The organism is Cellulomonas sp. P2_B4, from assembly GCF_056404795.1.
The window spans coordinates 103134-117327 of record NZ_JBFUDI010000014.1 but is presented as its reverse complement, the minus strand read 5'-3'; the positions used below and the strand labels follow the sequence as shown (position 1 = coordinate 117327).

Sequence of the window (14194 nt, the reverse complement as noted above, 5' to 3'; positions counted from 1 at the left end):
CACGCCCCTGGCTCAGTCGAGCTCGGGCGTCTTCACCGGGGAGGCCGCGAGGTAGGAGACCCGCGCCGTTCCATTCTCGGCGAAGACCTTGACGCCATCACTCGTCAGATCGGGAAACACGAGGTCGGTCAACGCAACGCGCCCGCCCTCCGCGAAGACCTCGATCGACGAGCTGTCGACCCAGATCTCGAGGTCGAGCGGTCCGTCGAGTGGCAGCGGAGCGCTGTGCACAGAGGCGAAGTTGCCGCCCAGCGAGACGTCCCCAGACTGAGTGCGGTCGATAAAGATCCGCTGCTGGTTCACGTCGTAGCCGATGCGGGTGCGCTGGTTGCCTCCGGCCCGGACGTCGATGCCGAACGTCGAGGCCGTTACGGGCTCGATGACGGCGTCGATCCGCAACGACGTTCCATGCACGTCGACGCGCTTCTCACCAGGACCCACGGCAACCGTCTTGTGGGCGCCGCCGCCCTTGGCGTCGTCCGCTCCGCCAGGGCCGTGGCCAGTGTTTCCGTGCGAGCGGATCTTCCCCTTGGACCAGACGGTGACCGGGTCCAGAACCAGGCAGTCGGCCTCGCTGACTGGCAACGAGAGCACCGTCTGGCGCCCGTCAACCGTCGTGAGCGTCAGTTCCCGCGGGACGGACTGCTCTCCGCGCCACGTGCCGGTCGGCGTGCTGTTGGCGTAGTCCCAGTTTCCCATCCAGCCGATGAGCAGGCGCCTGCCATCCGGAACGTCGTTCCAGGTCACCGCGGCGTAGAAGTCCGAGCCGTGGTCGAGGAACCGAGCGCGATCCCACGAGCTGAGCGCCGGCTCGCCAGCGAGCACGAACTGGTCGGCGAGGAGATGTCCCCAGCCCCCGACCGCCGCGTCGACCAGCTGCACCTGTGCGTGTGCGCCCTGCAGGTCCGACAGGTCCCACGACACCCAGTCGAGGCCCGACCCGTCCCGCCCGGTCGCTGTCCGCACGACGTCTCCGTCGACGAGCAGGTTCACCGTGGTCTCCGCCGACCAAGGTTTGGCGGCGACGTCGGAGAAGACGATGTGGTCGAGCATGATGTGGCCCCAGTCGGACGTCCGGTCATCCACGACCTCGATGACGGCTTGGTGACCGCTCCACGCCGACACGTCCCAGGCGACCCAGTCCATGTTGGGTGAGCCCGGACCCGTCGCCGTCAGTACCCGCTCGCCATCGACGATCAGGTTCACTGCGGTTGGCCCGTCGCCGCCCATCGGGTGGTTCCCGCCGGCGAGAACGAAGTTGATCCAGCTGCTGTCGATCGTGAAGGCAGGCGACGTGATCGTCCCCGTCGCCGCGTCGCACGAGCCCCAGCACGTATCGAGCACCCCACGGCCCACCCGTCCAGGCAGGTCGCTCCATGTCGTCGACCCGATCTCGGCAAAGTCCCCGGTCCCCGTCCAACCTGCGGGGGGTCCGTCCGCCTCGAAGTCCGCGAAGAGCTCACCGGCAGGAGGCTCAGTCGTACCGCCCTCCACGCGCGGATGGTTCCCGCCGCCCAAGGCGAAGTTGAGGTAGCGATCGTCGACGACGAAGTCAGGAGAAGTCAGCGTGCCCGTCGCTGAGTCGCTACCCCCGAAGCTGTCGACGAGCTGCTGTCCCACGTAGCCCGTCACGTCAGCGCCGGGCGCGACAGGGCCAGCGCCGAACGCGGTCCCCGTAGCCGTCCAGGCGCCATAGTCCGCGCCCTCGAAGTCGGCGAGGACCGTTCCTGGCGGGGGCGAGTAGGCCGGGTCGGACGAGGTGAAGACGCTGCCGTCGAACTTCCCGATGAAGTACTGGGTCCGGCCGCTCACGCTGACGACCAGGACCCAGCGCTTCTTGCCTGTCTTCTGGTCTCTGAGCTGGAACAGGTCGGGGCATTCCCAGACCCCTGCCGTCACGCCATCGGGTCCGAAGTCGCTCTGATGGGTCCAGGTCTTCAGGTCAGCAGACGAGTAGATCGACACCTTCCGCTCGGCCGCCAGCGACACGACCATGGCCCAACGGGATCGGTCGGCGTCCCACCACACCTTCGGGTCGCGGAAGTCCTTGGAGCCGATGTCGAGCACCGGATTTCCCTGGTACTTGGTCCACGTGAGGCCGTCGTCCGTGCTGGATGCGAGTGCCTGGCGCTGAACTCCGGTGGCCTTGTCGAAGCTGGTGTACACCGCCACGAGCGGCGGATCGGCCTTCGTACCGAGCTTGCTGGTGTTCTTCTTGTCGAAGACGACGCTTCCGGACCAGACGTCCTCGGCCGCATCGGAGACGATGGCAAGAGGCTGCTCGGTCCACGTCACGAGGTCCGGACTGGTCGCGTGGCCCCAGGACCCGTTGCCGGATGTCGGCCCGTACGGATTGTGCTGGTAGAAGAGGTGGTAGATGCCGTCCTTGTGGATCAGCCCGTTCGGATCGTTCATGAAGTTGGCGTCCGGCGTGTAGTGGTAGCCGGGCCGGTAGGGGTCAGACGCGGGAGGCGAGCTCGGTGAAGGCGGTGGGCTCGGCCTGCGTTCACTCGCCACTGCTGGCCCTCCGGCGACGAGGCTCGAGGCGAACACAAGAGCGGCCGCAGAGAGCGCAGCGACCCGTCTTAGCGATATGGATGGCATCAAGAACCCCTGACATCGTTGTCAATCGGACGGCGGCAGCGTAGGCGCCCGGTTTGGCAGGTGGCAAGGTCTGGCCGAGTCGGATCCGCGTGTGCTACTCGCGCCGAGACGGCTGGGCCACGTCATCCCATCGACAGCGTCGAGCGCGCGCCTCGTGGCCTCGTCGATGCAGGTCGTCGCGCGGATTCGGTGGAGAGTGCGCATCGGCGGGCTCGACGTCTACGCCGCCATACTTCGCCCGAGGGCACCCGCTGCGAGCTGGATCCGGGAGCTCACATGGCTGCGGCGCGGTTGACGGCGTCCTTCTGCGGTGGCATCCTGCCGGTGACAACGTTGTCGGTACATGCTCCACAGCGCCGGGTCAGGCAAAGGTGCCTCTCTACGGATCTACCGGCGCGATCGGCAGACGCTCGCCGTCCCCGCCCCTGAAGAAGTGACCAGAAGGAAACTGCACCCCGACCGGACGGCTCCTGTCGAGCGGACGGTTCGGCCAATCGGCGATGACGCCATTTCGCTGCACCCAGACAACCTCGTGCTGAACCTGCGGAAGCGTCACGGCCAGAAAGTCGGTCCCTATGTCGCGAGCACATCGAAGCCTCGTGCGCGCCCTCTGCATTGCATTGTCCGCAGCAACCGCTCTTGCGGCCAGCGCCCTCTCCGTGGCAATTGCCCCGCGCGCGCAGGCCGGAAGTCCGAGCGCCTACAGCGCGCAGGATGCGCCGGCGGACTCCCTCTCGTCCTACCGTGCGGCTTATCACTTCACCGTGCCGGACAATTGGAAGAATGACCCGCAGCGACCCATCTTCATCAATGGGAAGTACCAGTATTACTATCTGTACAACGGCAACTACAACTCCGGTGGCGGGGGAACCGCGTGGCGGATGGCAAGCAGCACCGATCTCGTCAGCTTCCAGGACGAGGGCATCGCCATCCCGAAGTTCACGACTCCCAACGCTGACATCTGGAGCGGAAGCGCAGTCGTCGACACCAACAATACCGCCGGTTTCGGCGCCGGAGCCGTAGTCGCCTTCGGCACACAGCCGGACGCGGGAGGCGGAAACGCCCAGGCACAGTTCTTGTGGTATTCCACCAACGGTGGGGACACGTTCACCCCGTACAGCAACGCACCCGTCGTGGCGAACCCTGGGGTCGCCGACTTCCGGGACCCCAAGGTCGAGTGGGACCCGGTGCGCAGCCGTTGGGTCATGGTCGTCGCCATGGGAGAGCGCATCCGGGTGTTCACGTCGACGAACCTTCGCGCATGGACGTTCCGTAGCGACTTCGATCCGCCCAACCTGGGCTTCCTCGAGTGCCCTGACCTGTTTCAGATGCGGGCTGCCGACGGCACGCTCCACTGGGTGCTGGGCGTCAGCGCGACGGGTCCTGGCGGTTCGCCCTTCTCGTTTGCCTATTACACCGGCGCGTTCGACGGGAATGTGTTCGTCCCGGACACGAGCGCCCATCAATGGCTCGACCACGGCTACGACTGGTACGGCGCAGTGACGTGGGCAAATGCTGCTAGCAGCGACCAGTCCAGCCGCTACGCCATGGCTTGGCTGAACAACTGGGCGTACCCGGACAACACGCCCACGCGTGCATCTGACGGGTTCAACGGCACCGACTCGATCGTGCGAGAGATACGGCTCGTACGACGCAGCAATGGCACCTACGGCTTCAATTCTGCTCCCGTGAACCTCGATTCCGTCGCACGCTCGTCAGCGACCGTGCCGACGACAACCGTCGACGGGAAGACGGTGTTGCCGAACACCGGCCAGGCGTTCGAGCTCACGGCCGACGTGTCGTGGACGACGGCGACGAATGTCGGCCTGGAATTGCGTCGTTCCACCGATGGCGCGCGACATGTCGACGTCGGGGTGTACACGCCGGGGTCGTACTCGTACGTGAGCCGTCGAAGCACCAACCAACCGGACACGTCTAACACCCGGCTCGAGTCACAGGCGCCGTTCGATTCTGCACGCAAGTCCGTGAAGCTCAGGATTCTCGTCGACCGGACGAGCGTCGAAGTGTTCGTGGACGACGGGCAGTACGTGCACTCCGACCAGATGTTCGCTCCCCTCGCTGACCAGGGGATCGCGCTCTACAGCAGCGGCGGCGCCGCAACCTTCACCAACATGCGGATCCGTCAGCTCAACTACTCCTCAGGCCCGAGCACGGCCCCGACGGGAGGAGCAATCCGCTCCGCCGTCGATGCAAGCAAGTGCTTGGACCGCGATGGTGGCAGCGGTCGCGCCCAGATCTGGAGCTGCACCGGCGGCAGCAACCAGACGTGGGAGTTCAACACCAACGGGACCATCACGACGGGCGGCTCCTGCCTCACGCTGCCATCGGGTCAGACCGGCAACGGAACCCTGGTCTCGGCCGGTGCCTGCAACGGCACGGCCGCACAACGCTGGACACGCTCGACAAATGGGTCCTTGCGCAACGAGGCAGCCGCCCGCTGCCTCGACCGGCCATCGGGTGACCACTCCAACGGACGACAAGTTCAGATCTGGGACTGCAACGGCGGCGCCAACCAGACGTGGGCCGTGCAGTAGCACCGAACGGCCGAAAGGCCAGCTCGTGGCGGTGGGGCGAGCGTCAGCGCTCGCCCCACCGCTGGCTCAGCCGATGCTGAAAGAGCACAGTGCTCTGGGACCAAGTCGGAGACTTCCCGTCTGTCTGCGACCTGGCCGCCTGCGGGTCAGCGGCGGGCGCGGCCCGCGGGCTGACGTGTGTTCGCGTCGGTCCCACGCCGCGTCAGCAGGGTCGCGTCGTGGCGGATGACACGGAGAAAGTTCACACTCGGTATCCACGGAAGCGAGACTCGACAACCATCTCGACGGGCCGCTGATTCTGGCCGAGCGGGATCGGCACGCGTGAGCGCTCCGGCGGTCGTGCCATCAGCAGGGCTATGGTGCCGCCATGACGACGCTGTCGACTCAATCGACTTCCGCCGGAGGTGGGCGGCCCGAGCCGCGGTCGCGGTCCCGCGCGACGATGCGTGATGTCGCTGCCTTGGCGGGCGTCGGACTCAAGACTGTCTCCCGGGTCGTCAACGGGGAACCCGGTGTGGCTCCGGCGACGGCGGAGCGAGTCAACCGCGCCGCAGCGGAGCTCAACTTTCAAGTCGACATGATGGCCGGCAACCTCCGTCGGGTCGGCCGGCGCACGCGGAGCATCGGCCTGCTGTTGGCCAGCGTCGATAATCCGTTCGCCGCCGCTATACACCGCGCTGTGGAGGACGTCGCCGAGACCCGCGGAGTCGCTGTCTTCTCAGCGAGCACCGACGAGAGCCCAGCCCGGGAACGCGCGCTCGTCGAGGCCTTCACATCACGGCGGGTCGACGGGTTGATCCTCACGTCTACCGGCGCGGACCAGACGTTCCTCCTGCCGGAGATGGACGCAGGAACACCCATCGTCGTCGTCGACCGACCAGCGATCGGAATCGAAGTCGACACAGTCATGGCGGACAATGTCGAGGGGGCCCGGCATGCCGTCGAGCACCTCATCCGCCACGGGCATCGCCGGATAGCGATCATGAGTGACCTCGGGACTATCGCCACCGCCGCGCAGCGCCTGGAAGGCTTCCGACAAGCCCTGGCCGACGCCGAAATTCCGACCGATCCTTCGCTGGTGATCGAGGACCTGCATGACGAAGAGAGCGCCTTCGATGCGGCCATGGAACTCTTGATCCGCCCGCATCGACCGACGGCCATATTTGCGAGTCAGAATCTCGTCACCATCGGGGTGTTCAGGGCGCTCCGCACTCTCGGCCTCCACCACTCGATCGCTTTGATTGGTTTTGACGACTTTTCGCTCGCAGACCTTCTAGACCCGCCCGTGACGGTAGTCGCACAAGACCCGTTCGCCATCGGACGCGCTGCGGCCGAGCGGCTCTTTGGACGAATGACCGATGCGTCGTTCCCGCCGCAGAGAATCATTGTGCCCACTCGCCTTGTCCAGCGCGGTTCGGGCGAGATCCGACCGCCCAGAATTTGAGGCATGACTGAGACGGGCCCAAAGTCAGAGCCCGCCGGCCGGCCCGACGAGTGCAGCTCACGGCGGGCCTCCGGCCGTCGGCCACAAGGACCGTGGTCCGTCGACGATGCTCGCCATTCGCCAGGAATCGACACGTTCGACGCGGACGTCGGCGCCGTCGGCCCCGAGCGCGACGCCGACGGCGTCAGGACCGACCGGGTAGACCCGCGTCGTCAGCGGCACGCCGTTGACGAAGATCTCGACGGCCGAGCGATCCAGGACCACCCGCAGGTGCACGCGCCCGTCCGAACCCATCGGCGCGTCACCGGAACGCTCGGACATGTCGACGTCCGCGTCGAGGCTTGAGTCCGACCGGTCGAGCCGCACTGCCACGCGTCCTTGGTCGTCGGCGCGGCGGGTGACCGAGAGCACGGTCCGCTCGGGTCCGCCCTGCCGCACCACCAGATGTGCCGTCGCGCCGGGGGAAAGCACCAGCTGCATGTCGAGATCGAGCTCGTCCCCCCTGACCTCCTCGAGCGAGAGCAACGTGCCGGCCGCGAGCTCGAACGCGTCGATCCGCACGTGGTCCCGTCGGAGCGTCGCAACCTCTGGGGCAGGCTCCTGGTGAACCGATCCGTCGGCCGCCAGAGTGACGACCCGAGGCAGTGACATGACGCCCGACCACCCGGCCTCGACCTGAGCAGCGTCGGAGCGGCCCTCCTGCAGCCACCCGAACATGAGCCTGCGCCCCGACTCGTCCCGCATGGACTGCGGTGCGTAGAAGTACCGGCCGCCGAGATCCAGCCGGCGCAGGTCGCGCGGGACGAAGGAGTCGCCGTCGTAATCGCCCGTCCAGTAGAGAGCGTGGTGAGTCACGCCGTCGTCCCACGCCGAGAAGACGAGCACGTCGGCCCCACTCCCGCGATCAGCGCCCGGCACACTCGTGGATCCGTCGAACCCGAGGCGGAAGAGGTCGACGCACTCCCACATCGTTCCCGTCCAGAGCGGGTCCACGGATGTCTCTCCCGGGACCGGCTCCCTTTCCAGCGCATCACCCACGACCAAGGGACCTACCAGCTCCCAGGAACGCAGGTCTGCCGACTCGTAGAGGAAGGCCGTCCCGCCGACACCCGCGATCCCCGATCCGACCAGATGCCGCCACACACCACCCTGCCGCCACACGCAGTGGTCACGAAAAGCCGTGACGTCGACGCCAGGCGGAGTCGAGCTGATGACGGGGTTGCCCGGGTCCTTCGTCCAGGTACGAAGGTCGGATGATCCCGTCGCGACGCACGGCAGCTCGCGCTCCGAGTGTCGGCCCGAGTACACGAGAGTTGGCACGCCGTCGTCGTCGACCAAGACACCCGACCAGCAACCGTCGACGTCCGGACCGTGGGGCGACGGCGCCAGCGCTACCGGCTCGTCTTCCCAGCGGACGAGGTCCCGAGAGATGGCGTGACCCCAGTGGATGCGCTCGTGCACCGGGGCATGCGGGTTGTACTGGTAGAAGAGGTGGTAGATCCCGTCACGCTGAACCAGCCCGTTCGGGTCGTTGAGCCAGCCCGCCGGAGCCACGAAATGAAACCGGGGGCGGTGCGGATCGGCAGCTGCCCGTTTCAGCATCGTGGCGCCGACCTCGGAAGTTGCGGGCCGAGTGCTCTGGTCCGTCATCGCTCTATCCAGTCCTTCGTCGTGGGTTCGGGGGTGGCAGGGGCGGCTTCGACGGTCAGTGCGCGTCTCGCCACCTCGGCCCGCGGGCGGTAGAGGTGGCACCGCACCACGTGCTCGTCGCCGACGCGGTGCCACACAGGAGCGTCGGAACGGCAGGCTTGATCGACGTCGTTCGCAAACTCGCATCGAGTCGGCTCGAGCACCGCCGCCCTCAGTCGCGACCTCTCGATCGGGTCGTAACCGCCGACCCGGTGCGGGTCCGGCACAGCTGACAGGAGCAGCCGGGTGTACGGGTGCGCCGGCGCCTCCATGAGGGACAGCGACTCACCGCTCTCCACCACCTCGCCGGCGAACAGGACAGTGGTGCGGTCGGCGACGTACCGTGCTGACGCCAGGTCGTGCGTGATGTAGAGCATCGAGATGCCGCGCTCGTCGCGCAGCTTGCGCATGAGGTTGAGGATCCCGATCCGCACGGAGACGTCGAGCATCGACGTGGGCTCGTCGGCGAGGATGACTTCTGGCTCGACCGCGAGAGCACGCGCGATCGCGATGCGCTGGCGCTGACCTCCGGAGAGCTCGTGCGGGAAGGCGTCGAGGATGTCGTCCGTCAGGTCCACGGCCCTCATGAGCTCACTCAGGGCAGCCTGCAACTCCGCCTGGGACCGCACGTGCCCGTGCAGGCGCAGGGCACGCGTGAGGAAGTGGTCTACACGGTGCACGGGGTTCAGCGACCCGAAGGGGTCCTGGAAAACCATCTGCACGGTGCGGCGGTACTCGCGCGATGCGCGCCGCGGCTCCGCCCGGAGCACATCCACGCCGGCGACGGTCATAGAGCCTGACGTCGGCTTCTCCAGTCGCGCCAGGCAGCGTGCGATCGTGCTCTTGCCGCTGCCTGACTCGCCGACGAGAGCCATGATCTCGCCTCGACGCACCTCGAGGTCGACGCCACCCAGCGCCCGGATGTGACCACGAGAGAAGAGGCCACCCATCGGGAAGTCCTTGACCAGCCCGGTCACGCGGACCACTGGCTCGGCCGCGGGAGCGGCGACCGATGCGGAGGAATCGGCGACGGTGACGCTCATGAGTCGTGCCCCAACGAGTTCTGTACGGCGGTGTCGACGTCGCGCGACGCAGCACCGAGAAGGACTGGTGAGGCGACGGCGACACTCGATCCGGCTGCCACCCAGTGCCGCGGCGTCACCTCCTCCAGGTCTCCGATGTCAGTGAACCGGACCCCGTCGGCGAGGCCCGCGAGCGTGTTGCGCGGACCCGACAGCGGAGGGAACGCATGCATCAGCGCGTGCGTGTACGCATGGCGAGGGTGCGTCAGGATCTCGGCGGAGTCGCCCATCTCGACGAGCCGGCCGCCGTACATGATGCCCATCCGGTGGGAGAGCTCGACCATCAGCGAGATGTCATGGGTGATGAACAGGATGGAGAACCCGAGCTCGCGCTGCAGGTCGGCGATCTGCGCCATGATCTCCTGCTGGACGACGACGTCGAGCGCCGTGGTTGGTTCGTCCATGATCAGCAGCCGCGGTCGCAACGCGACGGCCATGGCGATGACCACCCGCTGCCGCATCCCCCCCGAGAGCTGGTGAGGGTAGGACTTGAGCCGGGCCGGCTCGATCTTCACCAGCTCCAGGAGCTCGGCAGCCCGGCGACGGGCGTCCCGCTTGGACATGTTCTCGTGCGTGGTGAAGATGTCGATGATCTGGTCCCCGACCGTCATCACGGGGTTCAGCGAGTTCATGGCGGACTGGAAGACCATCGCGACGTCACGCCAGCGGAAGCGCCGCAGCTCGTCCGGGGTCATGGCCAGCACGTCGCGACCACAGAACGTCACCGTGCCGGAGCTGATGACGGCAGGGTCGCGCAGGAGCCGCATGATCGCGTTGGCCACCGTCGATTTTCCCGAGCCCGACTCGCCGGCCAGCCCGAACGCCTCGCCTGCGCCGATCTGGAAGGACACCCGGTCAGCGCCGACCACGGTCCGATCCCCGCGATACTCGACCGTGAGGTCGAGCACTTCCAAGACGGGGTCCCCCTCCCCCCACACCTTGGCGGCCCCGACCTCGCTGACGTCGACCACCGTCGGCGCGCTGGCGGAGTGCCCATGGGAGCCACGACGCCGGCGCGGACGGCGCAAGCGGGGGTTCGTCACCTCGTCGACCGCGTAGTTGATCTGGGCCAGCGCGTAGGCGATGAGCGCGATGCAGATTCCGGACGGGACGAACACCCACCAGTTCCCGGTCAGGAGCGCACCGTCGTTGCTGGCCCAGTAGAGGTTGGTGCCCCAGCTGACGGTCGAGGTGTCGCCGAGGCCGAGGAACTCCAGCCCAGCCTGCGCACCGATCCCGAAGATGACGCACGCCAGGAACGTGCTCATGACGATCGACGCCATGTTCGGCAGGATCTCGCGGAACATGATCCAGGAGGCGCGTTCGCCGGTCACCGTCGCCGCGGCGACGAAGTCTTTCGAGCGGACGGACATCGCCTGCGAGCGCAGGACTCGCGCCGAACCTGCCCACCCTGTGATCACCAGCACGATGACGACCGTGCCCGACCCCGACGGCAGGAAGGCGGCGAGGATCACCAGCAGCGGCAGGCCGGGAAGCAGCAGGAACACGTTGGTGATCAACGAGAGGAGGTCGTCGGTGAGGCGACCGAAATATGCCGACGAGAGCCCGACGACGATGCCGATGAGGGTCGCCATGATCCCGACCAGGAACCCGACGGTCAGCGACGAGCGCGCGCCCCACAGCGTCAGGCTCAGGACATCCTGCCCCTTGCTCGTCGTCCCCAGCAGGTGCCCGAGCGAGGGCGGCTGGGAGCCGATATTCGTGACGAGGCTCGGGTCCGCCGGAGCGATCACAGGCGCGAGGATCGCCAGCGTCGCGAAGACGAGCAGGATGACGACCCCGAAGGTCGCCTTGCGATTGGCCAGCAGGGCACGCCAGAGATTGGTGCGCGGACGGCGCTCGACCTTCGATGCGACGACGTCCGGCGCGGCGCTCGACGAGCCACCCGTGGCATCGGGACCGGCGCCGGTGCCGACCCCGGCCTTGCGGGGCGTCGCCGAAGCGGCCCTGGGGTTGATGACGGACATGGAGGCTCCTTCGTCGCCGGTTCAGGAGACCCGTACGCGCGGGTCGAGACGGACGTAGACGATGTCGACGAGAAAGTTGGCGACGAGCACAGCCGCGGTGATCGTCAGGAAGATCCCTTGCATCAACGGGTAGTCGAGGCCCTGCACCGCGGCAAGGAGCTGGTAGCCGACGCCGGGATAGGCAAAGACGACCTCGGTGAGCAGCGCACCGCCGATCACGAACCCCAGCGACATGCCGAAGGCGGTGGCCGCGGGGAGCATCGCGTTCCGTGCCGCGTACCGCATCATGATCCGGCCCGGGCGCAGGCCCTTTGCCTCCGCCATCGTGATGTAGTCCTCGGCCGACGTCGCGATCATCGTGTTGCGCATCGCGATCATCCAGCCGCCGATGGAGACGAGCACGATGGTCAGTGCGGGCAGGAACAGGTGCGTACCGACGTCCGTGATGAACTCAGCGTTCCAGCCGGGAGCAGACCCGACGCTGAACGCATGCCGCATCGGGGCCCAGCCGAGCACCAGTCCGAAGATGTACAGCGCCCCCATGGCGAGCCAGAAGTACGGGAACGACCCGATGAACACGAGCATCGGCGGGAAGACCGAGTCGAGGATGCCGCCGCGACGCCATGCCGCGACGATGCCGAGCAGGTTGCCGATGACCACGGCGATGAGCAACGCGGTCCCGCCCAGCAGGAGCGTCCATCCGACCTGGCTCGCGATGACCTCGGACACCGGGGTCGGGAACCGCGAGATCGAGACGCCCATCTGCCCGGTGAAGAAGTTGTGGATGTAGTCGATGTACTGCGCCAGGATCGGGCGGTCGTCGACACCGAACAGCCGTTGGAGCTGGACGATCTGCTCGGGCGTCATCTGGCTCTGCGAGCGGGCGAACATTCTCGAGACGGGATCGCCAGGCATGAACCTTGGCAGGAGGAAGTTCAGGGTGATCGACACCCAGAAGGCGATGAGGTAAAAACCCAGTCGTCTGAGGACGAATCGCACGGCGGGCTCCGATCGAATGGGGTTGAGGCGGTGAGTCGCGACGACGCCCCGCGGGCTGCCCCGCGGGGCGTCGTCGAACAGAAGGGCGAGGATCGCTCACCCGGTTCGCAGTTCGCGAGGTCAGCCCTCGACGGGCTGCAACGTCGTGAGCACCAGGACCGTCGTGGGTGCACGAGTACTCAGCGTCGCGTAGGGGTTGTCCTCGCCCGGCCAGCCGGTGAACCGGACGTCCGTGTAGGCGCCCCACTCAGGGCCGGGGAACAGCGGGACGACCGGTGCCTGTGCGTCGAACTCGGCCTGCAGCTTGTTGACCACGTCGTGCTGCGCAGCCTCGTCGCCCGTGGCGGCGAACTCGGCGAGCAGAGCGTCAGCGGCGGGGTCGCCGAACCGGTGGTAGTTCTCGAACGCCTTCTCCCCCACCGGCTTGACGGTCTCGGTCGACATGACGCCGCGGTAGAACTGATACGGCGTGGGCGCGTTGTTCGACCACACGATGCCGGAGTCGAACGTGCCGTCCTCGTAGCTGGCGACCACGGACGCCCAGTCGGGAGAGTTCACATTGGCCGTGACGCCGATCTTGGCCAGGTCCTGGCTGATGATGTTGGCGACCGACAGCCAGTCCGAGGACGCCGAACCGACCGAGATGTCGAACGTGAACGGGCTTCCGTCCGGCTTCGTCCGCTTGCCGTCGGCGCCCTTGGTGAAGCCGAGCTCATCGAGCTTGGCGTTGGCGGCATCGACGTCCTGGACCGTCCACGTGCAGGTCTCGACGACGCTGTCGTCCCGCCAGGTGTCGTACCCACCGCTCAGACCTGTGCAGTCGGTCGGGTGCGTGTACCCGTTCATGGCGACCTTGGTGATCTGGTCGCGGTCGATCGCCATGCTCAGGGCCTTGCGCACCTCGACGTCATCGAAGGGCGCCTTCGTCGTGTTGAGCTGCCAGCTGACCAGCGACCCGGTCGGGGGGAACCAGTAGTGGTTGTGCTCGGGGTCCTTGGCGACGAATGCCTTGTCGATGTCCGGGATGAACTGGGGCGCCCAGTCGACCTCACCGTTGGCGGCAGCGAGGTTGGCGCCGTCATTGCCAGCGAAGGCGAGCATCCGGACGCCGGCGATCTTCTGCTTGTCCGGCTGCCAGTAGTGCGGGTTCTTGAGCAGGTCGAACGACTGGCTCTGGAAGTTGGAGACCTCGGTGTAGGGGCCGGTCCCGATCGGGGTGGCGTTCGTGTCCTTGGCCGGGTCAGAGACCTTCTCCCAGACGTGCTTCGGGATGATGATCTGCTGTCCGATCTCGTAGAGCGCCGGCGAGTATGGGCGGTCGAAGGAGAACTGGACGGTCTTGTCGTCGACCGCTTCGACCGAGCTCACGTAGTCGAAACCACCCATGATCTTCTTCTGGAGGTCGAACGTGTAGACCACGTCGTCCGCGACCAGAGGCTGACCGTCCGACCATTGCACGCCGTCGCGGAGGGTGAATGTGAGACCGGTTCCGTCCGGAGACGCCGTCCATTCCTCGGACAGCCACGGCGTCGTCGACCCGTCAGCAGGGTTGTAGATGAGCATCGACTCGTAGATCGCCTGCTGGGTCATGGGCGCCACGTTCGGCGAGAACGGGTTGAAGTTGCGGTTGAACGTGCCCATGTCTTCGCGCGGGATCGTCAGGAGCTGGCTGCCATCCGCATCCGCGTTGCTCGAGGCGTTCGAACAGCCGGAGATCAGAAGGGCGCCCGCGAGAGCGACCGCGGAGGCGAGCCAAGCACGCCTCAGGAGGGTAGTTCGTGCCATGATCGTGTTCTTTCCTCTCTTCAACACTGAAGACGAAGGGGCGGGGAG

General features: G+C 66.9%; 8 protein-coding genes and 1 pseudogene. 2 read left to right on the top strand and 7 right to left on the bottom strand.

Going from position 1 to position 14194, the window contains the following annotated elements; all coding sequences use genetic code 11:
• Positions 1 to 12 precede the first annotated feature (12 nt).
• Positions 13 to 2604, bottom strand: a complete 2592-nt coding sequence (locus AC1DZC_RS18950; protein WP_477044337.1) for a GH32 C-terminal domain-containing protein — start codon at positions 2602 to 2604, stop codon at positions 13 to 15.
• 659 nt (positions 2605 to 3263) lie between these two features.
• On the opposite strand from AC1DZC_RS18950, the gene AC1DZC_RS18945 reads away from it, so the two are divergent.
• Positions 3264 to 5159, top strand: a complete 1896-nt coding sequence (locus AC1DZC_RS18945; RefSeq protein WP_477044336.1) for a GH32 C-terminal domain-containing protein — start codon at positions 3264 to 3266, stop codon at positions 5157 to 5159.
• A gap of 367 nt (positions 5160 to 5526) precedes the next feature.
• On the top strand, positions 5527 to 6603 hold the full coding sequence (locus AC1DZC_RS18940) for a LacI family DNA-binding transcriptional regulator (protein ID WP_477040952.1): 1077 nt from the start codon (positions 5527 to 5529) through the stop codon (positions 6601 to 6603).
• Positions 6604 to 6660: 57 nt separating this feature from the next.
• Here AC1DZC_RS18940 and AC1DZC_RS18935 read toward each other — a convergent pair whose 3' ends face one another.
• From AC1DZC_RS18935 to AC1DZC_RS18910, 6 genes and pseudogenes are all read right to left on the bottom strand, one after another.
• A complete protein-coding gene (locus AC1DZC_RS18935) occupies positions 6661 to 8205 on the bottom strand; it encodes a glycoside hydrolase family 32 protein (RefSeq protein WP_477044335.1) in 1545 nt (514 codons plus the stop codon).
• A gap of 44 nt (positions 8206 to 8249) precedes the next feature.
• Complete coding sequence (locus AC1DZC_RS18930) at positions 8250 to 9335, bottom strand: oligopeptide/dipeptide ABC transporter ATP-binding protein (RefSeq protein ID WP_477044334.1); 1086 nt, start codon at positions 9333 to 9335, stop codon at positions 8250 to 8252.
• Positions 9332 to 10312 carry an ABC transporter ATP-binding protein gene (locus AC1DZC_RS18925; RefSeq protein ID WP_477044340.1) on the bottom strand — a complete coding sequence of 327 codons (981 nt, stop codon included), beginning with the start codon at positions 10310 to 10312 and terminating at the stop codon, positions 9332 to 9334. The genes AC1DZC_RS18930 and AC1DZC_RS18925 overlap by 4 nt, the downstream gene beginning before the upstream one ends.
• A gap of 81 nt (positions 10313 to 10393) precedes the next feature.
• Positions 10394 to 11362 (bottom strand): annotated as a pseudogene (locus tag AC1DZC_RS18920) (ABC transporter permease); the annotation flags it as partial.
• 21 nt (positions 11363 to 11383) lie between these two features.
• Positions 11384 to 12361 (bottom strand): ABC transporter permease, encoded by a 978-nt coding sequence (locus AC1DZC_RS18915; protein ID WP_477040950.1) that lies wholly within the window; start codon positions 12359 to 12361, stop codon positions 11384 to 11386.
• 120 nt (positions 12362 to 12481) lie between these two features.
• Complete coding sequence (locus AC1DZC_RS18910; protein WP_477040949.1) at positions 12482 to 14146, bottom strand: ABC transporter substrate-binding protein; 1665 nt, start codon at positions 14144 to 14146, stop codon at positions 12482 to 12484.
• Positions 14147 to 14194 lie beyond the last annotated feature (48 nt).